This is a genomic window from Butyricimonas sp. Marseille-P2440 (assembly GCF_900091675.1).
Classification (GTDB): domain Bacteria; phylum Bacteroidota; class Bacteroidia; order Bacteroidales; family Marinifilaceae; genus Butyricimonas; species Butyricimonas synergistica.
The window spans coordinates 328,767-352,049 of sequence record NZ_LT594610.1 but is presented as its reverse complement, the minus strand read 5'-3'; the positions used below and the strand labels follow the sequence as shown (position 1 = coordinate 352,049).

Sequence of the window (23,283 nt, the reverse complement as noted above, 5' to 3'; positions counted from 1 at the left end):
ATAAGCATGATTGTGTTCATCATGCTTATACTGTTTTTATTGCATAAATAATTAATTCTTTAACAAATACCCCAACTCGACCAATTTGTTCCTCATCATCCGGAACTTTACCATCACCGGTTCAAACTCCCCGTACTCCTCTTCAAACTTCACTTCCGTATAAATCAACACTTTATCAATATAAGAAGAGAGATCTACACTTTCCGTGGGTATCGATTCCACGCCACTTTTGCTATTGCAAGAAACGACAAAACCCAATTCCTCCTTACGCGTGAATTTCGTCCCTTGCAAAGCCTCTACTAAAGAGACAGCCGCATAAGACTCCATGCTAGAAGAATACTCTAACCCCTGCTTCAAACTTTTCGTTACGTTCAAAAATGCACTCTTCCAACCAGATTGGGCAGAGGATGACAACAAACCGGTAAAATAAGTCGTCAACGTTTTACTCGTGAACTTTTCTACTCCCAAAAACGGCAACGAATCCAAATTCACCGCGAAGGTGTTATATCCATAATAAGACTCAACTCTATTATATTCTCCCCACAAATTAACAGTTCCTATCGAATCTGCGAAGAAAAAAGCAGGCAAACGAGTTCCTTTTTCAAAACGAGCGAATATCTTATCCCTAAAACTCTCCAACACCGGAATCAATACCGACTCACGCACATCCTCGTCGACAAAATCGAGGATAGCACCGGAATAATTCGACGAAGTAGCCCCTCCCGGATAATAGAAGATTTTCAAACGTTCATAATACGTGTACGTGTTTCCCAACATATCCACTCGCTCCTCACTCCCGATCGTGTCGTTATAATACGTGGGTACCCCATAGTCCCGGAATATCTCGTAACGCAATTTATCCAGCGGATCATCCGAATCTTCAATAATCATCCATTCTTTCTCGTGACCGGAGGGCGTCAAATCATCTTCTTTGTCGCATCCCCAGATCAAGAGAAACATAAAAAACAATCCTATATAATACAACTTTTTCATCATATCAACACTTAAAAATTAATAACGTACCATTTCTCGTTCCGGACGAGCCTCGTTTTGCTCCAATTCTCCCTTGTTAAAAATAATCTCTTTCTGAGGCAACGGGAAGGCAAACACCACCTGATCTTTCTGCGTATCGATTTCGTAATATCCCACGGTGGTATAAAATCCCGCAACCGATGCGGCACCTTGCCACTCTCTCACGTCATGACGGATAACCTTCGTGAAAGGATATTTTGTGTTTACCGCGTAACGGCGCAAATCAAACCACCGGTGCCCCTCGTAACAAAGTTCCCGACGCCGCTCACCCCGGACGAAATCCACCAAATTCTCCCCGTTGGCAGCCATCTCGCTCTCGATCGTCGGCATACTCCCCACAGTGAAACGTTTCTCCCGCAACACATTTAATGTCTGCTTCGCTCCGGATTCATCTCCCAAAATAGCTTGGGCTTCAGCTTTATTCAAGTAAGCCTCAGGCAAACGGAACAACATGTAATCACCAATTCGTCCCGATGTTTCACGATTCTTCCAGCACAGGAATGCCGTTTTATCCCAATGGGCTGCCGTGAAGAAAATCTGCCGGCGTAAATCGTTCGCGTGATAGCAATTCAACAAATCTGCGGACGATTTGTAAGCGGAAGCCACAGAATATTTATAATCGAAACGACCGGCACTATCCGGCTGGTGTATCTGGTTCATGATATACCCGCCCATCGTGAAGACCGTTTCCGGGGAACTCTCGTATGTAAAACTATCTCCCGCTTTCAATCCGTTAATGTCCAGAATCGAATGACGTCCCCAGGCAATAGCAGAATCCGCATAAGCAATAGCATCCTCGTACTCCTCCATGTAAAGGCTTACCCGGCTCATCAATATACAAGCTGCCGTATAATTTGCTTTATTCGGACGGGCAGGTGCCTGGGCATCCCGGAACGCCTCGACACTACGGCGCAAATCAGCGCGTATCTGGTCATACACCTCTTTCACTGAATTCCGGGAGAAGTATTTATCTTCAACCACTTCCGAGATCTTCAGCGGAACTCCCAACTCCCTTGCGGCACGCTCCTTGTTATAAGGTTGGGCGTAAATATTCACTAACCAATAGTAGTAATAAGCCCGCAGGAATCGAGCCTCTCCTTCCACCCGGTTCGCCAAAGTATCCTGAGTCCCCTCTCTCACGTCATCCAACTCATAAATGACCGAATTCAACACGGCAATACGCTTATATGCTTTATTCCAATCATCCGCCGCATACTCTACGGCATCTTTATTTACAAAAGGATTGGGTTGCCACGTGTAGGCTGAAGCGGCATTTGTCCGTATCCAAGAAGCACTGTTATAATGATATCCCTCCGCAAATTCCGTTACATCATCATCCAACACGTGAATCCACGGGAAATAGCGACTCGTCTGAGACATGACCCGATTGGTGCTTCCCCCGTAATACATACTTTGAGAGAAACCCTCTTCACTAATATACGCTTCTCCTTTCAGCAATTCATCCAGATCCACTACACTCGACACGTAAGCTTGATTTTGAGAGGTCTCCTCGAAAAAATCTTCACAAGCTGTCAATGCACATCCGACAATCAACGCAAAAATAAATATTTTTAATGTATTCATAATTTCCAAATTAGAAAGTTACATTCAAAGACAAAGAATAGGTCGGGCGGACAGACAAGTTAATCACGGATGAACTTCCCGATTGCGACGTCACATCCATGCCCTTCGCTTTTTTACTTTGCCAGGTAAAGAGGTTCGTTCCGGACAAATTAATATAAGCGGACTTCAACCCCAACTTTTTACAAATCTTATCCTCCACATTATAGCGCAACGACAAGGATTGCAATTTCAAATAATCCCCCTTCACGACGCGGATATTCGAATAATCGTACATAGCATATATATTATTACCTGCAAATTCATAAGTAGCATCCCATTGATTCTTCCACCACGGGGAATTGAAACCATCGCTAGCGACCAACCCCGGGATATTGGTTTTTTCTTCGTCACCCGGACGGCGCCAACGGTTCACGAACTCTTTACGCATATTTTTCTGCGGGTAAGGACGGATATTAAAATCTTCACACAACTTCAACATGCGGATTTTGTTTCCCAAGCTATAAGTAAAATTAAACGACAGCCCGAATTGACGATACCCGAAATAATTGGAGAACCCTCCCTGCAACACCGGAATCCGGGTTCCACTCGGTTCCATCACCGCCAAAATCACATCCTCGTTATTCATACTATTATATTTGGCATGCAACTCATCCGCGTTCTCCTCTTCCATCCCGTAATAAATAGGACTTCCATCCACGGAACTCAATTTTTTGAAACGATACGAGAAGAACGTTTCCAAGGGTTCACCTGCCACTTCCACGTTACCATTAAGAAAGTCTTCGTAAGTCACATCATCCCGCAAAATATTATTCTGATTATTGATCGCCTTGTTCACCAGGTTATTCACAACCTGTCCGATCTGCGGGTCGAAACGCCACACGAAACCGCGTTTCCCGCTTGCGGTCAACTGCTGGTTGAATGGCATAAAACTCAACGTCACCTCCACACCTTGGTTTTCCAAGCTTCCCTCGTTCACCGTGTAACTACTGCGACCATTAATGACGGAAATCGTCTTTGTCAGGAAAGCATCGGTCGTTTTCTTGTAAAAGTATCCCACGGATCCCGATATCTTGTTCTCCAATAGCGAGAACACCAATTCCGCGTTATAGGAAGCCGTGGTTTCCCATTTCAAATCAGGATTCGGGAATGCATTCACTGTCGACTGGAATCCACCCAAGTAGGAATGAGTCGATCCTTTATTGATAATCATCTTGGAAGTCTGACCGTCAATCATGTTTCCTTGGTGTCCATAAGACAATTTCAAGGCAAACTCGTTCACTTTGCTATTCCCAGCCCAAAACTGCCTGCCGATATCCCAACGTCCGGACACAGACCAAATCGGCAACAACTTCTCCCGGCTGCGTGAACCGAACTGGTTGGAAATATCCATACGGGTATTGAAATTAATGGTGTACAAATTATTGTAAGTATAACTTGCCGAAAAATACAACGAACCTAAATTCGTTTTACTTTGCGATATCGTGGGTACATTTTTCACCAACCACTTCCGATAAGCAGAATATTGGCTCCAATAACTACTGGCGATCAAATCCTCGTCTTCCAACGTTCCGAAACTCAACCCCCGGTCTGGATAATATCCCCGCTGCACCATCGACACGTTATTATACTTTTTAGAAGAAAGCTCACCTCCCAAAGAAGCCTTCAGAAAATGCTTATCCTCCAAATACTGTGAATAATTCAATTGCAAACGAGCCAGCCACGAGTTCTGACGCGTGATTTTATTATTCCATTCCCCTCCCACGGGACATTCATTTTTAGGAGCCTCTCCGCCATTTCTCAACTTCTCGACATAATACGATCCCTCTTCATAAATCTCATCCTGGTTGGTCACGCTGGATGAATAAGATGCCGTTCCCTCCACGGCCAGTACGTTCCAGAACGTGTATTTCACGAGCCCGGTCAAATTAACCGCGTTACTCTCTATCTCCTGGTAGGTCTTATCCATTTCGTTCTCCATATTAAACAGTATATCACTATACAAACCGACCTCACTAAATTGGTAAAAAGCACGAGACCCGTCAGGATTATAAGCCGGTAACGCACGGTTTGTCTGGTAAGCATATTGTGTCACGCTCACCCCATCCACGCTCGGCGTGTAATGTTTCTTGGAATTATTGAAATTCATGTTGAACTGGAACTGCAATTTATCATACGTCCCGTTCAATTTCATATTGGCAGTGAACTGGTCATTCTTTTCCTTCCGGATCACACCTCTTTGATCATTATACCCCACGGACGCATAATAACGAATATTTTCACTTCCCCCGCTCAAACTCAACGTGTGCTTGTGAGAGAACGAATTTTGCAACAACACGTCAAACCAATCCGTGTTCAACGTTTCGTAATAATCCGTCAAACGGTTGAACTCTGTGAAGTCTATCAAACCAGCCTGATAATCCAAATAAGCTTTTTCGTATCCCACGAAATTCGTTACATTATTATAACCGATCTGACGTTCGAACAACTCCCGGGAAGCCTCCACCCGCTCCTTGGAATTCATCAAATTCACCGTCTTGTCCGAATAATAAGGACGACGGGAGAAAGTTCCTGTAAAGGCGTACGAAACGGTCGGTTTTCCAACTTTTCCTTTTTTTGTCGTGATCACGATCACCCCATTGGCTGCCCTTGTTCCATATATAGCCGTGGCTGCCGCATCTTTCAACACGTCAATCCGTTCGATATCCTCCGGGTTCAATCCGGAAATAGCATTCCCCAGCAAATTCACGAAATCCAAGTCGTTCAACTGAGCCGGATCCACGTTTACCGGATCGCTCTGCACGATACCATCCACAACCCACAACGGCTCCTGGTTACCGATCACCGTGGAATTTCCACGGATCCGCACCCGCGGTGCCGCACCAACTTGCCCTGAATTTTGCATAAAAATCATACCCGGAATACGCCCTTCCAACATCTGGTCCACGGAACTAAAACCGGGTACCATAATATCGTCCATATTCAAAGAAGTTACCGCACTGGTTAACCGACGGCGGTCCACGTCACCATATCCCGTGCTCACCACGGTAACTTCATCCATAGCCACCATATCATCCTCCATCGTAATGGTCCACACGCCCTTTTTAGGACGGTCCATATATTTCATTGTTACAGACTTCATCCCCACGAAAGTAAAAAGCAACTCGGCTTTCGTGGTATCTGAAATCACGAGAGAGAACTCCCCATTCACATTCGTGACACTCCCGATCGTCGTTCCCTTCAACATCACGGTCACGCCGGGAAGAGGCAACTTATCCTTATCCACGACAAGCCCTTTCGCCACAACCGGCTTCTTGTCATCCTTCTTCTTCTCATCTATGAACAACTTCGGAGAAATCAACACTAGTTTATCCTCAATCCGGAACCCCAACTTCGTACCCGCTAAACACATCCGTACTACATCCTCCAATTCCTCATCTTTCACGTTCACGCTTATTTTTCCGGCTCTTTCACATTCATTATTGCTATAAACGAATTTGTAGTCCGTCAACCGCATAATTTCATCAAATACTTCTTTCAAGGCGACCTCTTTCATCTCCAAACTCAAGCGAACCTGTGCCGATGAATTAGCAAAGACCGAAGACAAAGACAAGCACAACAAAAGACTAAAAATTTTCATAACCCTAATCATTTTTTTTATGACATAAGATTCTCTCCCGATGTCATAATCTCGTTTTTTTTTCATAGATTTGCAATAAATATTATAGTTACTAAATAATGTCATACTAGCAATATGACGTTACTTGACACCACGGGGAAATGCTAGCAACATTTCCCTGTTGTTTTTTATATCACTCTTTCTTCACACTCAAAACATTTTCATTTAACTCGAATTTCACGTCGGTTGTCATTTCCAACAAATCCAATATCTTTTTGATATGTTCGTATCTTGGCAAATCCGCCGTGAAACGAACCTCCTTCAACGAAGGATTCTCAATGCAAATTTCAACATCATACCAACGCTGCAATATTTTCAACACCCCCTCTAATGGCTCATTATCAAACACCAACCGCTGCTTTGTCCATGCCGTGTAAGAAGCCGTATTCACCTCCCTCACCCGGAAATCATTTCCCTCCCATACAGCTTGTTCTCCCGGCATAAGTCGCACCTTTCGCTGTTCGTTCGCCACTTCTACAGCACCTTCAACCAACGTGGTCTGCTGCGCCTCTCCCCGGTATGACTTCACATTAAAGGATGTTCCCAACACCCGGACTTCCGCCCCCCTCGATCTCACGACAAACGGATGCCCGCTATCTTTAGCCACCTCAAAATAAGCCTCACCCTCGAGTTCCACCCAACGCTCCCTGCCAGTAAACCGGTCCGGATATTGTATTTTCGAATTAGCATTTAACGTAATCTTCGTTCCGTCAGACAAACACAGCGTGTATTCTCCTCCCCGCGGAATTTGCAACGTGTGAATCTTAGCCTTTTTTTCCTCCACACCGGAATAGATCAACCGCTCCCCGTCATTCACGAAACTCTCTCCCGTCACGCCTCGTGTCAATGAATCCCGTTCCCGTCCCAGAAAAATCGTCTCTCCTGATTCCAACACCAGTATAGCCCGTGAACTCCCCGGGGCGATATCCTCCTGCAACACGGTATGCACCACCGAAGTTTTTTCCCCACGTTCCGAAAACACATTCCAAGCGATGATTCCCACCCCGAACAAAATAATTACAGATGCCGCATAACTCCACCTCACAAGTAATCTCCGGCGCCGGACACGGATCCTACCTTCCACTTTTTGCCATCCTTCCCGGGAATCATATCGCCGAAATTCTTCCACCCCCTCCTGAACATAACTCTCGTCATTCAATTGCTCGAATAAAACCCTGTTCTTTTCATCCTCACCCAACCAATTCTCCAGTATCTCCCGTTGGCTTAGATCTCCTTCCCCGGTAAAATATTCTAACAACGAACGCACAATCTTGCTCCGATTCCGTTCTGCCAATTTATTCTTCATCATTCTCATCGTTTCCTTCATTTTACAAATCAATCAACTGTAATGAAAATACACGATTTTAATCTCTTCATGTACTAAAACAGATAAACTTGAAAAAGGATGACAAGAATTAGAAAAAAAATTAGAAAAAAATAAGTGACGACAGTAAATAAAGGTGTTGCAAGCGCTCTTTCAGGTATTTCTTTGCCCGTTGTCGTTGGGTTTTCACGGTCGACTCCGCCACCCCCAGCCGCTCGCAAATCGTCTTTATGTCCAAAAATTCAATATAACTCATTTTAAAAATACGCCTGCATTCCTCGGGCAACTCCTCTATAGCGACAAAAATTTCCTCAAATACATCCGCCTCCACCTCGAAACGAAATACATCTTCCGCCTCCTCAACCGACAATCCCAATTGCTTCCCGACGTTTTCCCTCACACGCAATTTATCCAAATAATTCAACGCCCCGTTTTGAACGCAACTATACAAAAAAGATTTTAACGCCACCCGATTCTCGAAACGCCCTTTAGATTCCCAAAAACGGACAAACACTTCTTGCACGATATCCTTAGCCATATCCTCATCTTGCACGAACTTGTTCGCGAAATAACATAACGATGCATAATATTCATGAAATATTTTCTCAAATACCTCCGGTCGTTTTACATCTAGCATTTCCATCGTCTATTCTATAGATTATCAGACAAAGCACATACAAGTTTCCGTGTCAAATATAGCATTTTTTCTAAAAAATACCCTTTTGATATCGGCAAAAAACAAATTCAAAAACTTTAAGACCTATTTAAAAGAGCCAAGTCCCCGTGCAGATAGCACGTGCCCCCGTTCGTTTTTAAAGTACCGTTAGCGAGTAAAACCGCAAATAATGATGAATTCCTATCCATAACCTATATAACTTTAGAATGAATTCCGTATGAATTCCGCTATAATAGCGTTTAAAGTATTTTAATTATGCAATGATAACCCTTTATGAACGCTATTATATATAGGGTTCGTATAGCGTTCCTATAGGGTTCATATAGCGTTCATAACGGGAATGATGTGGAATTAATACGGAATTGAAAGCGGATTTATATATGTAATTATCTAGTATTGGCATGGTTTAGAGGCCTATTTAAAACGTATAACCGCATCTAACAAGGTATACATATTGCCGATAAAAACTTTTCTTTTTTAATCCGTATAATCAATAAATACCTTATTTTTGTCATATGAAAGCAGAAGATAAAGAAAACCAAGACGAGCAGAAATGGAGTAACGTGAACGAGTTTTTAGCAAAAAACGCTTCACAGCTCAACATTATGGAAGAAGAAATTGACGTGGAAGTACAACACCACTTCATGGCGCTTCTTGAATTTTTGATGAAAGACAAGATAAAATTCAAAATATTGACAGAGGAGGCTCCTCTATTGGCAGATCAATTATATGAAGATTCCACCAGCGAGGACAAAAAAAGGAAACTACTGGCAGTATTAGCCACAATTAACGATATTGCCATATATCGTAAAATAGAGGCATTCCAGAAAGAAGATACCCCGTTGAAAAAGTGGGCTACCGTGGCATTGCAACAATCGCGCATGCTAATACAATCCTCTTTGCTGGACGAGTCCACGGTATTTGTGTCTACCGGTTTAGGAGGTCATGGTACTTTGTTACGTTACTTTTGCGTTTACATTTCCAATGACGGAATAGTCATGCAACCATTCCAATGGGATATCGTCAAAAAGGAAACAGAATTGGAAATCACGAAAGCCAAAGGAGAAGTAGAGAGTTGTGAGCATTTCGAGAAATACATCACGTTTACACTCTTGTTGCCCATTGATGCCGAATTGAAAGATATATTCGAGACGATTATCAATGAATGTAATACCTATGGTAATTTCTTAAAAGAAAATATGATCATCACGAATGTGAAGAAACTCAACATCGAAGAGATTGAAGACATCGTGAATTCAAAATCCTCCAAGAACCGGAAAATCAATCCAACATCAGACTTATAAAAGGATGGAAGGACTTGAAATAAGAAGCTAACCCGGGGAAACGTTGCGGATAATAACCGAACACCAACTGGGTTAACTCTTGCACGGTAAGTTCCACGGCAAATTCTTCCGAGTTTCTCCGGGTACAACCGCCTTCCCCGACAATGTATATCCCCGTGTTTTCCGGGATCTGTTCATCCGTCACTTTCAGTACAAAATGCTGCTCGGGATAACGAACAGCATACAACTGCAACACTTGCTCCACGTCCAATATTCTCGCCATTCCCCGATGCTCGTCGTTCTTACCCGTCGGCAAGGATCGACATTGTATTTCCGCCGCATCCAAGTGCATCATCACTCCTGATAACAATGCCTGTTTCACGTCCTCGGTATCGAACAACCAATCCTTTACCAACACGTGATTGCCTCTAGGTTCGGCAAATGCCATACCTATAATATGATCCTCCCCGGCATACACCACGATCAAGACACCCCCGCTAATCCGCAAATCTTCCATGATCATATCAAAATCTTCTCGGTCATGCTGAACACAGTAGGGACGCCGAAGCATAGCACGCTCGAAATACCGGAACAAATCGTCCGTCAGCAAAGCCTCGTCCCGTACCGCCTCCACCCGGAAATGTCCCGGAACAGGACGATCCAAAACAGTATATTGTTCCGGCGAGAAATCAAAAACTGTGGCGTATCCCATCTTCCCGTAATAACCGTACAACCGATCGTTCGCCGGGATCAACGTGCTCAACGGAATGCCTCGTTTCCTCATCACGCCGAAAGCCTCCTGCAACAATTTCGTCATGACCCCTTGCGCCCGAGCTAACGGATGAGTACAGGCTCCCGAAATATATCCCGCCTGCACCAAAGTTCCGGCAAAGGTAATCGGATAGAGCGGCATTTGTAACGCCGCAATGACATCGCCCTGCTTATCCCAGTAGACCAAAGTATTCTCCTCCTTGTACTTCTTGCTAAAGTAAAAGCGAATAAACTCCTCCGTATCCTCAAAACAGAGCCGCCACAAATCCATTACCTCCTGTTTCATATCATTTTCAATTTTCAATTAACTGGGCATAACCTTTCTCCAACAAAATCACGGGACGATAGGATAGCTTTGCCTTACGCAACCCCACCAGCCCCAAGTCTTCCTCCCGGTTCAGATAAATATATTGCTCCGGCACATGCAAGGCAAATTCCTGATTCAATATATTATAGGCTCCATCGATATGATTATCCGCCTTTTCAATATGAACGGCAAACGTATCGCGATTCACGGGAGCACCATAAGTAAAACCGACAATCTCGTCATCCACCCAAAGCGCACCTCCCGTCAACTCCAACTCTTCAAAGTGATGTAATGCCGAATTCAAGGCTTTACGCTCGTTGATCAGGCTCTCCTCCTCGTCACAGCCGTGCTGTTCACACCACTTCTCCTCCAATTCCAGACAATGCGGAATCATATCCACCGTCAGCGGGGTGTAACGATAATCATATGTCCGCTTGAACTTGTTGACATGATTCCGCTTGGCTTGGAAATTTTTCCCCTTCAATGCCGCTAATTCTTCCCGCAAATAAATATAGTCAAAATAATCCCGATCCAGACGGTAGTCAAAACGCCCGGGAAATTCCCGGTTGAACCATTCCTCCATCTCCGGGAACACACCATGAATCCGTAGGACGTGTCCTTCCTCCCGAGCCTGTTCTTTTAACAAATGGATAATACCTTTCACGTCCCCCGTCCCAACGGGCATCGTGTACACGACACTCTCCTCGTCCAACGTGAAACGCACGATCAAGCAGTTATCCACCACGGCGTAACAACTGTTCGTCAGGAACTGCCACGTGTATAAATTCACGAACGATAGGTTGCAATCCCGGTTGCCACAAGCTAAAAAATACGATGTTATTAATTCTTTGTCTTCAATTCTGATCGGTTTAAAATCTATCATATATTATATTATTTATAATACAAAGATACTATCTTTCGTCTTACAGCACTTCTTTCATGTGCCTGAAATTAGAAGCAATCGTATCCAATATTTCTTTCGTCCGCCCGTTGATCATCAACTTGTACATAGACTGCGCGAATCCCAGCATCTGGCTCCATTCCACCTTGGGCGGCATGGCAAGGGCATTCGGATCGGTCATCACGTTCACCAGCACCGGACCGTCAATCTTCATCGCCGTTTCCAACGCAGACTCCACCTTATCGGGATCGGTCACCGTGATTCCTTCCATTCCCATAGCTTTTGCCACAAGAGCGAAATCAGGATTCTCCATATCCGTCTGCCAATCCGGCAAACCGGCTACTTCCATTTCCAATTTCACCATTCCCAAAGAACGGTTATTGAATACCACGATCTTCACGGGTAATTTATATTGCACGATCGTGGAAAGATCTCCCAGCAACATAGACAAACCTCCATCCCCGCATAACGACCATACCTGTCTGTCCGGAAATGCCAACGAGGCGCCAATTGCCTGCGGAATGGCATTTGCCATAGAACCGTGGTTAAAGGAACCTAACATTTTCCGTTGTCCCGTACCATGCAAATAGCGGGCTCCCCACACGCAAGTCATTCCGGTATCCACCGTGAAAATAGCATCCTTCGATGCCAACTTATCCACAACAGACATGACGTACTCCGGATGAATCTTATTCTCCTCACCCCGAGCCTCCACGTAAGCATTCAGATTTTCTTTTACCCGCTCGTACCCTTTCAATTGTTTTTCCAGGAAGTCCTTCTCTTCTTTTTGTCTGATCCGAGGGAGCAATGCCTGCAAGGTAGCCTTCACGTCGCCACAAAGTCCCATATCGACTTTTGCCCGCCGTCCCAAACGTTCCGGCTTTATATCAATCTGTACAATCGTATTATTCTCCGGCATAAAAGGAGCATAAGGAAAATCCGTTCCCAGTATCACCAGCACTTCTGCCTCATGCATACTGTCGTAACCGGAAGGCATTCCCAACAATCCGGTCATCCCCACTTCGTTCGGATTATCGTATTGTATCTCCATTTTGCTCTTGAAAGAATAAGCCACGGGGGCGTTCAATCGTCGCGATAACTCTACCACCTCGGCATGGGCGTCTTTCGCTCCTATACCGCAAAACAAGGTGATTTTCGTCTTGCCATTCAACAAAGCTGCCAGCTTTTCCAATTCTTCATCGGAAGGACGAATGGACGGGGTGGTCACAAAAACTTGCCTGGAAGTATAAATCTCCGCCGCATCTTTTGCCGTTACATCTCCCGGCACTCCAATGACTCCAACACCATGTCGGGACAAAGCCGCCTGCATAGCCGCCTGTAACATACGAGGCAATTGGGCTGGCGTAGCCGCTACTTGATTATAATAACTGCAATCATCGAACAGCTTCATCGTGTCGGTCTCCTGAAAATAACGGGTCCCGAATTCCCCCGTCGCCATGGTAGACGCAAGAGCCAACACGGAAGCCCCGGAACGGTGGGCATCGTACAAACCGTTAATCAAATGCACGTGTCCCGGACCACTACTTCCCGCACAACAAGCCAATTGCCCGTTAAGTTGAGCTTCCGCTCCCGCCGCATATGCCCCGACTTCCTCGTGACGAACGTGTATCCATTGAATTTTACCATTGCGCCGAACGGCATCATTAATCTCGTTCAAACTATCGCCTGTCACGGCGTAGATTCGTTTTATACCGGCTTCCACCAGCATATCTACTAATTGTTCTGCTACTTTTTTCGCCATACCCTGTAGTTTTAATTATGTGCTAATTTCTACAGGTAAACGTAAAATGAGTTCATAAAGTTTACTTATTTTAAATTTTAGATTTCAAATAAAAAGCTCAATAGAGCTACTCAAAATAAAAAGAGAAAGCAAAGGCAAGTCGAGTCCGTTTATCAGACTCAATCTTAAATCATGAAATCTAAAATTGATAAAATTATTTTATCCGCGGAGCCAGAAACGCCCCAACCCGGGATATATTCGCGGCACTCCGGCATTCATCAATCGTTACCCGAATAGCATCGGCTTCCACATCCGGGAAACGCAGCAAACGTTTATACCCGATTGTAGTACCTTTCGCGATGACTTTCCACTCCCCATTCACGTGAGCCTCTACGGTGAATGCCTCCACCCGCTGCCCGCGGCTGATGTCCTCCTGCAACATCACCGTATTCACCACGGCTTCTTTACTCAACGTGTATTCTTTCTTCTCTCCCGTTTTTGCCGTCCACGGGCGAGCCCAGCGAGAAGTATAGTCTTTCGAGAAAGTCTTTTCGATATACTCTCCGAACTCTTTCAGTCGAGCCACGTCGTTCTCGTGCAATAATCCTCGCTTATCCGGCGGCACATTCAATAACAAGGAAGAATTGCAACCCACGGATTGGAAATAAATATCTACTAGCTCAGCCAACGACTTCACCTTATGATCTTCCCGCTCATGATAGAACCACCCGGGACGAATAGACACATCCACCTCGGAAGGGTACCAGAAAAGTTCCGCCACTCGTTCCAACACGTGCCGGCTCCCCAAATCCCGGGTATAAGGACTCAAACGTAATTGCTCATTTTTTCCCCGGGCATTCGGGTAATTCTCCGGCACTAACGCCGTGGCACTCCATTCCGTTTCTCTTCCTTTCCCCCGCTCGTTGCCGACCCAACGGACATCATCCCCGCAAATTGCAGTAACGGCATTGGGTTGCAACTTGTTTATCGTTTTTATAATTGTCTCCCAATCATACTCTTGCTTTTTCCCGTTCGCACCTTCCCCGTTTGCCCCATCTAACCACACCTCATCCACTTTCCCGTAATCGGATAATAATTCCGTCAATTGCCGGATAAAAAACTCGTTATATTTCACGGAATCACCATAACAAGAAGCATTCCGATCCCACGGGGAAACGTACACCCCGAACTTCATCCCATTGCGGTCACAAGCTTTTTTGACTTCCCTCACCACATCACCTTTCCCGTTTTTCCAAGGGGAAGAAGCCACCGAATGCCGGGTGGTCTTCGTGGGCCACAAACAAAATCCGTCATGATGTTTTGCCGTAATAATCACTAGCTTAAACCCACCTGCCTTCAAAGCCCGCACCCACTGCTCCGCATCGAGAGCCACGGGATTGAACATCACGGGAAATTCCTTACCATTTCCCCATTCCTGTCCTGTAAAAGTATTCATCCCGAAATGGATAAAAGCCGTCAATTCCAACTGCTGCCACGCCAATTGCTTTTTCGAGGGAATTAGCCTCGACGCCATATCCACTTTTTCCTCTAACGTCGCTTTCTCCGGAAAATGAACTTGTTTCTCGTAATACTTCCCTTTTTGCCCTTCCGCCGACAACACACAAACACACAACAATAGCCCTAATATATAGATTGATTTCACCATGATTACCAATGTTATTTAACGAATGTAAAAATAAACTTTTTTTCTCATTTAGACAACATATTCTTCCACTTTTACGTTTCACAGAGAATAACGTAAAACTTTATCATATGAACACAAACAAAACAATAGAGATTCTTGGAGATCAAAGTGACTTCCTTTTGAACCACACGTGCAAAACCATAGACAAATCTTTACTCCACGCCCCATCGCCTTCCACGATTGACAATATATGGGTCGCTTCCGACCGAAACATCCGCACGCTAAACAGTTTACAAGCGATCTTAGGGCACGGACGTTTGGCAAACACGGGATACGTGTCTATCCTACCCGTGGATCAAGGCATAGAACATTCGGCAGGAGCCTCATTTGCCCCGAACCCGCTCTATTTCGACCCGGAAAACATTATAAAACTCGCTATCGAAGGCGGTTGCAACGCGGTAGCTTCCACGTATGGCGTACTCGGCTCCGTGGCTCGCAAATACGCACACAAGATACCTTTTATCGTGAAAATCAATCACAACGAGTTGTTAACTTACCCGACCCAATACGATCAAACCCTGTACGGTACGGTAGAAGAAGCCTGGAACATGGGAGCCGCCGCCGTGGGAGCAACCATATATTTCGGTTCACCGGAAAGCAGACGGCAAATACTCGAAATCTCCGAAGCCTTTGCCCACGCCCACGAATTGGGAATGGCAACCATTCTCTGGTGCTACCTTCGGAACGAAAATTTCAAAAAAGACGGCACGGATTATCACTCCGCGGCAGACCTTACCGGGCAAGCCAACCACCTGGGAGCCACAATTCAAGCCGATATCGTGAAGCAAAAACTTCCCACGGTCAACGGAGGCTTCAAGGCATTGAAATTCGGCAAGACAGACGAAAGAGTATATTCCCAACTCTCCTCATCCCACCCCATAGACCTGTGCCGTTACCAAGTTGCTAACAGTTACATGGGACGGATCGGATTAATCAACTCCGGCGGAGAATCCAAAGGTGCATCCGACCTGCAGGAAGCCGTAATAACAGCCGTCATCAACAAGCGAGCCGGAGGTATGGGACTTATCAGCGGCAGGAAAGCATTCCAAAAGCCCATGAAGGAAGGCGTGGAATTATTGAACGCTATTCAAGACGTTTATCTGGATCAAACGATCACGCTGGCATAGTTCGTCAATAAATAACTACTAACTCCAAGAGGCTGTTTCCAAAAGTTCTAATCATTATTCAAAACAAAGTGAATATTCCTTCTCAAGCCGTTACCAGCAAAAAGAACGATCGCTTTGTACAGATGAATAAAGAAAGAAATATAACTTTGGCTACAGCCTCAACTCATTTAGCTATCAAGTTATCTCGTCCTTACTCGCGTTAGAAGCCCTCATGCCGAACAAATAATCCGGTATCTGATATTATCCCAACGCAATTTTTATACTTAAAAGGCATCGCACAAACGACACATCTATAAGAAACAAAATAAAATATCATGCCAAATATCACAATCATCCAAGAAATAGCCATGTAGCTAAAACATTAATCATCATTACTCACCAATAATTTATTTCATTTAACATAGTGTTTTCCATTTTTATACAACAAAATTTGAAACTTCCCCAAACAGATCTTCGTTTTGGTACATACAAATAATCAACAGAATGAAAACACACGAGAAAGGCATTTCGGACTTAAACTCTATTTCCAAAATAGACAGAGAATACAGATCTACAACATATATTCTTTTATTCTCATTTGTCTTGTTATTCTGTACTTCTTGCTTGAAAGAAGAAAAATGTCCACAGACATACACTGTCACTCTCGGTGTAAAAGATAAAAATTACTCGAATATCCATGACATTCCGGAATTAGCCGTCACCAATGAACAGTTACCATTCAAATCTTACATAAGCAACCTTTCTTATCATTTGATTGATTTGGAAACACAAACAAGTATTCAAGTTGTACCCCAATACTCGATCACAAATAACGACACGCTTCAAACACTTGATTTTTCTGAAATCAAATCAGGACGTTATATACTGAGCGTATTTGGAAACATTACCCAACCAATCATAAGAAACAACGCTTTACTAACATACAATTTACACCAACGGGAAGAAGAAAACCAAGACACTTATTTAATTGCCGATACTCTCACGTTATTACCCGAATCTCCAAATCACAATTTGGAAATGAAACGCACGAAAGGACTTTTATACATTATAATGGAAAATCTTCCGGACTCAATCACCAGAATAGATGAACAGATTTTTGCAATATCCCAGGATATAGACCAGAATTTCACGTACTCACATGAAACTACGGTAAAAAAATCCTCAACAGAAAATTTACAACCGACCACTCCCCTTTCGGTTTTATTATCTCCAACTCTTCCCGGAAAACAATCCACGATACGTCTTTCTTTATTCAGCCGGGGAGCATCTACGCCATTCATGTACATTCCTGATTTTACAACCATAATTAAACGGAACGAGGTGACCATTTTCAAAATAAATTTCAAGCCGGAAGGTGGTTTGGAAATTCTGATGGCAGCCGAAGGAAACTGGATAAAAATTCATGATATAGATATTATGATACAGTGATTATTAAATTAAACTAAACTAGATTGAGATTATGAAAAAAACTATTTTAATGGCACTAGCGAGCACTCTGATGTGCGCGTGCTCAAATGAAAAAAAAGACATCGATACGTTCATTCCCGAGGAAGGTCAAGTATTCGAATTGTCAACAATAAATGAGGCGGCAAACGGACTAGAGAGCCGAACCCGTCCGTTATACAGCCAAGAAGCCGTACAAGAGGTTGAAAGGGTGAATATCCATGTATTCCAAAGTTCCGGTTCCGATTATCTTTACAAAAAGACTTACAACGTGCCGAATTGGTCGAAAGGCAGTACGTTCATGCGCTATACTGTGCCGGATAACAACAAATTGACAGCTGGTAATTATAAGTTTCTCGTTGTCGGGCAAGAAGCATCGGATAGCTATACCATCACGACTCCTACCATTGACGGAACAAAAATTGAAGACATGATAGCTAAAGTTTCGACTCCCGGAATGGAATCTGAAATATTCGCGGGCACCCAATCCGTAACTGTTTCTTCCGAGGGAGTACGAGTAAATCTGCAAATGACTCGCAAAGTAGCCGGTGTTCTCGGTTATTTCAAAAATGTCCCGGCACAAATAAATGGTACGAACGTGAAATACCTGCGCTTAACCGTATCGAATGCCGATACTTCCGTTCTATTGATTAATGGTATCGGTGCAACTCCCACGGGAAAAACTTACAAAATATTTGATGCAGACCTTTCCAATCAGACGGTTACCGCCGAAGGTGTATATGCGGGGAATGATTTGTCAGCACAAGGAGTTATCAAATTAGACAAGTCGCAACTTTTCGGTAAATTCTTATTACCCGTGGGTACCGTCACCATGACTCTCGGACTCTATGACGTAGACGGTAACACACTAAAGACATGGGCTGTTTTAGACGGGGGAAGTCCTACACTAAACATTATAGCAAACCATTTCTATTCTTTAGGAAAAAAAGTCAGTAAAACCGACACGACCGGAGGCGGAACGTCAGATCCCGGGGATGACGACTCGGCTATTGATCTATTGAAGGACCAATCAATTACAATCACGATTGATCCCGCATGGAACACATTACACAACTTAACCATACAGTAAACAGACACGCGAATGTCCGAAGTCTATAAGGCTTAAAAACCTTATAGACTTTACAAACCAAATCTATCAGACATGAAACCCGGGATACAATATATTTCATCATTGGGGATTGTACTAATAATTTTGCTGTCTTGTACCCATGACAAAGAATCAGAATTACAGGAATACGATCTAGCCCGCATAGATCTATCGATAGGTAACGAAATACAACTCTCCCCTGAAAGTCGAGCCCAGAATTATTCGGTAAACAGGATACTCGTGTTACCTTTCCAAAAATTAAACGCGGCTTTACCCGATAGCAGAGCGGACAATTTCATCACGGCTTGGAATTTTGCCCGCCAATGGGATATTAATAGTTTTCCGACACAATCCTTAACATTAGGATTGCCAAAATCATTTACATACAAAGTACTAATCATCGGATACAAACAAAGTGATTACAACTATTACAACCGGAATGCCATTTCCAATCTGATAGAATTAACCTCACAACCTACTCCGACGAGCCTGGCAAACTTCCTACTCGCCCCAAAATCCCCGACAATCGTTCCGGAATTTTATACTTGCCTATGTACTGCCACGAAAAACGGGACAGCCATTGGTACGGTTTTCACCCCCGACAACACTTCAAACATCAGTTTAAGCGGACAATTAAAACGATTCGTCAGCGGATTGACCGTTTCCATTACAAATATTCCGGGATACGTGAAATCAATAACTTTAGTCGCGGGGAACCTGGTAAAAGCCGTGCAAGTAAACGACACGATAGCGACTGCCGTGCAAGTTCCCGGAGATAACCAAAGCCGGAAACTTCAAGAACAAACTCCTTCCGCCCAAACCGTCAATTTCAACGTATTTTTACTTCCTACACGAAGTACAAACAAGACAACGTTTTCATTGATCGTGAAATACGATTCCGTAACCGAAACTTACCTGATAAAAGTTCCGGACTCCCCGGTATCTCAAAACAACAATATCATATTACGTCCCAACGAAATAGTCAATATCAGCGGAGATTATTCAAAGATCAATATCGGTTTTGCAATCGGTAGGACAATTGACCTAGACGACGACAACTGGGACGGTTTTAACTAACATCAATATGAAAAGAATAAAATACTATTCCTATATATGCGGCATCATCATCATGTTTCTCGCGAACGGATGCCATAAGGTGTTAGAGGAAGAGGCCCCTATCACTCCCGACATCATTGAAGACCAACAGCATGACAACATACCCGAAGGCCATTTCGTCGTTTCATTTTCAGGCTCCATGCCGGAAAGTCGAAGTGCCGTAAGCGGTCCGGACACACGAGTACAACACGTCAGGTATCTAGTATACAAGTCGACCGGAGAATTTGTCAAAACAAAGGAAATCTTACTCCCCGGCACAACGGCAAACTGGCCATTAGGTGTCGTCAGAGACACCCTGCCCCGCGGTTCGTATAAAGCCGTTTTTCTCGGTAATGTAGAAAAAACATTGTTTCCTTACGCGTTAGCGGGAGCTCCCGTTAATTATAACGAGGTATTACAAAATTACGACGTAAACTACAATAGCGCGCGTATCGTACTCCCCAACTCTCCTTTTCAAAATAACTCGGAATATTACCTGGCGAAGGCCGATTTTTCAGACACGAATCCCACCCCGACAATATTATTGCAACGGATCATCGGACTTGTCAAGGTACACCGCAATTTAGTGGATGCCCAAACAGCCCTGAACAAACTGGTACAAAACATTGTCACCCAAGTCGGGTACAAGAATATCATACAAACACAAGCCCGTGGCCTATTAAAAACGGCACTGGACTCCACGGTCCGTCGTAACGTTTCTTCTATCACGATAGGTTTACTGGGAGGAATCGATGCCATCGTGAATCCTCTCGTAGACAAACTTGTCGCCCCGGTAACAGACACATTATATAACCGCTTTCTGAAACAATTGACAAATCAAATCGGGAATGCATTAGCCGCGAATGAAAACCAAGGCGGATTACTCGGAGTCTTGGGCGCATTGCTCAACCCGTGGGAAGCCGAGGACGCCCATACCGCTATTGTCAGCATAAAAGATTTTCCCAAATCCGTGGATTACAACCTAGTAGTACAGGAAAAATTCAACGGGATCAATCAATTCCGATATGAATTCACCACGAGGGACTTTATGGCTCAAAAAAGTATCGCCATCAAAAACTTCTCGGGCTTATTCAACATCCAAAAGATTCACGTCATAAAAGAAGGGTTAATCAGCGGACTTCTCTGGAATGGCATTATCGACAATTCATTACTACTGGAAGGGACATTCGTGGACATTACCGATTCTTTGAAATATACCCCCTTGACCAATCGCAGATACGCTTCGAATTATTCTTTCGTCGACCTCGGTTTGAAAAGTTACACGCAACAAACAGACGGCAATCACTCCCTATCCGTTAGTGTCAAACTACTGGAAATCGGAAACATCGATGGATTACTGGGAAGTATTCCCATTTTAGGAACGATACTCAATTTAATAATCAGTCCTATCAAACAAATCACAATCAGAGTCCCATTGAATTTACCCTTACTCGGGGTCGAGAACCTATCGCTAAGTGGCGGATGGAGTACTCCCACTGCTTACTAAAACGTTATTCATTAAAAAGATCATGATGAAAAGCATTTTAATATCCATACTCTTGCTCGTGACGACAACAACTTTCGCGCAAGAGTTCGCGCTAAAAACAAATGTAGCCTATTGGGCAACAACAACCTTAAACCTGGGAGCAGAAATTGCTATCGGGCATAAAATGACCATCGACCTGGCCGGACAATACAACCCTTTCAAATTCGGTTACAACAAAAAGATTACGCACTGGGCTATACAACCCGAATGGCGTTATTGGACTTACCAGCAATTTGCCGGACATTTCTTCGGGATACACACCCATTACGGCAAATACAACGGTGGTCTCAAAAAATATCGTTATGACGGGTGGTTCGCGGGAGCCGGTATTTCTTACGGTTATCAATGAATTATCGGGAAACAGAACTAGGGATAGGATACGCTTATTTGGACTTCGACAAATACTTGCGTAATAAATGTGGAAAATTCATCAGTCCCGGACATAAAAATTATTTCGGACCGACGAAACTGAGTATCAGTTTCATGTATTTTCTTCGATAGTAGTTAGCTTCCGCCACTCACGTTAAAGGGACATTCGAGTTTTCCAACATTTTCTCAACGACATCGTTTTATAATGCAAATCAATCATATTACATTTATTCGACACAAATATTCAAAATTTACACTCTAAAATAATCTTCGGTTTTCCGGTTTTATCCCTATCTTTGTGAAGAAGACATACCCCCGTTCGACATGGATGAAAGCGTACTTAATAAATTAAAAATTCTCGCTGAATCAGCGAAATACGATGTATCATGTGCATCCAGCGGAACCTCCCGTTCTCACAAAAAAGGACAGATCGGAAGCGCCGAGGGATGGGGTATATGCCATAGTTTCGCGGAAGACGGACGCTGTATCTCGCTGCTGAAAATCATGCTCACGAACAACTGTATCTACGATTGTGCCTACTGCATAAACCGCAGGAGTAATGATCTGCCCCGGGCTACCTTCTCGGTGACGGAACTGGTCAACCTGACCATCGAGTTCTATCGCCGCAATTACATCGAGGGGTTATTCCTCAGTTCCGGCGTCGTTCGCAACCCGGACTACACGATGGAACGATTGGTTCGGGTAGTGAAAGACCTCCGCCAAGTGTACAAATTCAACGGGTACATCCACATGAAAAGCATCCCCGGAGCCAGCCAGGAATTGGTAAATGAAGCCGGATTATATGCCGACCGGATGAGTGTAAACATCGAAATCCCGAATGAACAAAGCCTGCAACTTCTTGCCCCGGAGAAGGACTTTCAAAGCGTATTCACTCCCATGCGTTTCATACAGCAAGGAATGTTGCAAAGTGCCGAGGACAGGAAGAAATACCGGCACGCCCCCCGCTTTGTTCCGGCAGGACAGAGCACGCAGATGATCGTGGGAGCCACCCCCGACAAAGACAAAGACATTCTGCACCTTACTTCTGCCCTATACAAGCGCCCCAGCATGAAGCGGGTATATTACTCGGGATTCGTACCCGTCAACGCTTACGATCATCGCCTACCCGCCTTGAAGCAGCCTCCCCTTGTCCGGGAAAACCGACTGTATCAAGCTGACTGGTTGCTTCGTTTTTACAATTTCAAAGTGGACGAAATCGTGGATGACTCCTACCCGGACCTCGATTTGGAGATAGACCCCAAACTCGCGTGGGCACTGCGTCACCCCGAAGCCTTCCCCATCGATGTCAACCGGGCAGATTACGAGATGCTGCTCCGGGTTCCCGGTTTGGGTGTAAAATCAGCCAAAATGATTGTCACGGCACGCCGTTACTCCCGTTTAGGGACAGCACAACTCAAGCAAATAGGCGTCGTGTTGAAAAAAGCACAATATTTCATCACCTGCCACGAATTGCCGACAAAAACCGTCAACGAACTAAAACCCGAAAACGTGAGGCGCATCCTGACACAAAGAACAAATCGAAAAATAGATGACGGGCAACTAATCATTCCTTTCGACTTTATCAATTGATATCG

The 23,283-nt window shown here is 44.3% G+C and carries 17 protein-coding genes and 1 pseudogene; 9 read left to right on the top strand and 9 right to left on the bottom strand.

Annotation, left to right across the window (positions count from 1 at the left end; genetic code table 11):
- Positions 1-51 precede the first annotated feature (51 nt).
- The 5 genes from BN8899_RS12500 to BN8899_RS12480 form a co-directional block, all read right to left on the bottom strand.
- Positions 52-996, bottom strand: coding sequence for a hypothetical protein (locus BN8899_RS12500; protein WP_065219685.1), 945 nt, complete (start codon positions 994-996; stop codon positions 52-54).
- Between the two features lie 15 nt (positions 997-1,011).
- Positions 1,012-2,616, bottom strand: a complete 1,605-nt coding sequence (locus BN8899_RS12495) for a RagB/SusD family nutrient uptake outer membrane protein (protein WP_065219684.1) — start codon at positions 2,614-2,616, stop codon at positions 1,012-1,014.
- Between the two features lie 10 nt (positions 2,617-2,626).
- Positions 2,627-6,253: a SusC/RagA family TonB-linked outer membrane protein gene (locus tag BN8899_RS12490; RefSeq protein WP_231932342.1), complete on the bottom strand. Its 3,627-nt coding sequence runs from the start codon at positions 6,251-6,253 to the stop codon at positions 2,627-2,629.
- 172 nt (positions 6,254-6,425) lie between these two features.
- Positions 6,426-7,607 carry a FecR family protein gene (locus BN8899_RS12485; protein ID WP_187376891.1) on the bottom strand — a complete coding sequence of 394 codons (1,182 nt, stop codon included), beginning with the start codon at positions 7,605-7,607 and terminating at the stop codon, positions 6,426-6,428.
- Between the two features lie 112 nt (positions 7,608-7,719).
- On the bottom strand, positions 7,720-8,259 hold the full coding sequence (locus BN8899_RS12480) for an RNA polymerase sigma-70 factor (RefSeq protein ID WP_018337207.1): 540 nt from the start codon (positions 8,257-8,259) through the stop codon (positions 7,720-7,722).
- Between the two features lie 548 nt (positions 8,260-8,807).
- Between BN8899_RS12480 and BN8899_RS12475 the strand changes: the two genes are divergently transcribed.
- The gene (locus BN8899_RS12475) at positions 8,808-9,596 is read left to right on the top strand and encodes a hypothetical protein (protein ID WP_018337208.1); all 789 of its coding nucleotides are present in this window, start codon (positions 8,808-8,810) and stop codon (positions 9,594-9,596) included.
- On the opposite strand, the gene eis is transcribed toward BN8899_RS12475, so the two are convergent.
- The 4 genes and pseudogenes from eis to BN8899_RS12455 all read right to left on the bottom strand — a co-directional run.
- On the bottom strand, positions 9,574-10,632 hold the full coding sequence (eis, locus tag BN8899_RS12470) for a GNAT family N-acetyltransferase (RefSeq protein WP_065219681.1): 1,059 nt from the start codon (positions 10,630-10,632) through the stop codon (positions 9,574-9,576). The two genes, BN8899_RS12475 and eis, sit on opposite strands and share 23 nt — an antisense overlap.
- 7 nt (positions 10,633-10,639) lie before the next feature.
- Positions 10,640-11,536: a DUF2156 domain-containing protein gene (locus tag BN8899_RS12465; RefSeq protein WP_018337210.1), complete on the bottom strand. Its 897-nt coding sequence runs from the start codon at positions 11,534-11,536 to the stop codon at positions 10,640-10,642.
- A gap of 40 nt (positions 11,537-11,576) precedes the next feature.
- Positions 11,577-13,316, bottom strand: a complete 1,740-nt coding sequence (locus BN8899_RS12460) for a thiamine pyrophosphate-dependent enzyme (RefSeq protein ID WP_065219680.1) — start codon at positions 13,314-13,316, stop codon at positions 11,577-11,579.
- A gap of 208 nt (positions 13,317-13,524) precedes the next feature.
- A pseudogene (locus BN8899_RS12455) lies at positions 13,525-14,958 on the bottom strand (alpha-L-fucosidase); the annotation flags it as partial.
- Positions 14,959-15,068: 110 nt separating this feature from the next.
- Here BN8899_RS12455 and BN8899_RS12450 point away from each other — a divergent pair.
- The 8 genes from BN8899_RS12450 (at position 15,069) to BN8899_RS12420 (ending at position 23,278) form a co-directional block, all read left to right on the top strand.
- Positions 15,069-16,127: a class I fructose-bisphosphate aldolase gene (locus BN8899_RS12450; RefSeq protein WP_018337213.1), complete on the top strand. Its 1,059-nt coding sequence runs from the start codon at positions 15,069-15,071 to the stop codon at positions 16,125-16,127.
- A gap of 483 nt (positions 16,128-16,610) precedes the next feature.
- The gene (locus BN8899_RS12445; protein WP_018337214.1) at positions 16,611-17,555 is read left to right on the top strand and encodes a hypothetical protein; all 945 of its coding nucleotides are present in this window, start codon (positions 16,611-16,613) and stop codon (positions 17,553-17,555) included.
- A gap of 31 nt (positions 17,556-17,586) precedes the next feature.
- Positions 17,587-18,660, top strand: coding sequence for a FimB/Mfa2 family fimbrial subunit (locus tag BN8899_RS12440; protein ID WP_065219679.1), 1,074 nt, complete (start codon positions 17,587-17,589; stop codon positions 18,658-18,660).
- A gap of 72 nt (positions 18,661-18,732) precedes the next feature.
- The gene (locus BN8899_RS12435) at positions 18,733-19,755 is read left to right on the top strand and encodes a hypothetical protein (protein WP_065219678.1); all 1,023 of its coding nucleotides are present in this window, start codon (positions 18,733-18,735) and stop codon (positions 19,753-19,755) included.
- Positions 19,756-19,762: 7 nt separating this feature from the next.
- Entirely contained in the window at positions 19,763-21,280 is a 1,518-nt protein-coding gene (locus BN8899_RS12430) for a hypothetical protein (RefSeq protein WP_065219677.1), read from the top strand.
- Between the two features lie 22 nt (positions 21,281-21,302).
- The gene (locus BN8899_RS12425; protein WP_255366264.1) at positions 21,303-21,668 is read left to right on the top strand and encodes a DUF3575 domain-containing protein; all 366 of its coding nucleotides are present in this window, start codon (positions 21,303-21,305) and stop codon (positions 21,666-21,668) included.
- Positions 21,665-21,820 (top strand): DUF3575 domain-containing protein, encoded by a 156-nt coding sequence (locus BN8899_RS21295; protein WP_255366263.1) that lies wholly within the window; start codon positions 21,665-21,667, stop codon positions 21,818-21,820. Before BN8899_RS12425 ends, BN8899_RS21295 begins: the two co-directional genes overlap by 4 nt.
- A gap of 192 nt (positions 21,821-22,012) precedes the next feature.
- Positions 22,013-23,278 (top strand): putative DNA modification/repair radical SAM protein, encoded by a 1,266-nt coding sequence (locus BN8899_RS12420; protein WP_065219676.1) that lies wholly within the window; start codon positions 22,013-22,015, stop codon positions 23,276-23,278.
- Positions 23,279-23,283 lie beyond the last annotated feature (5 nt).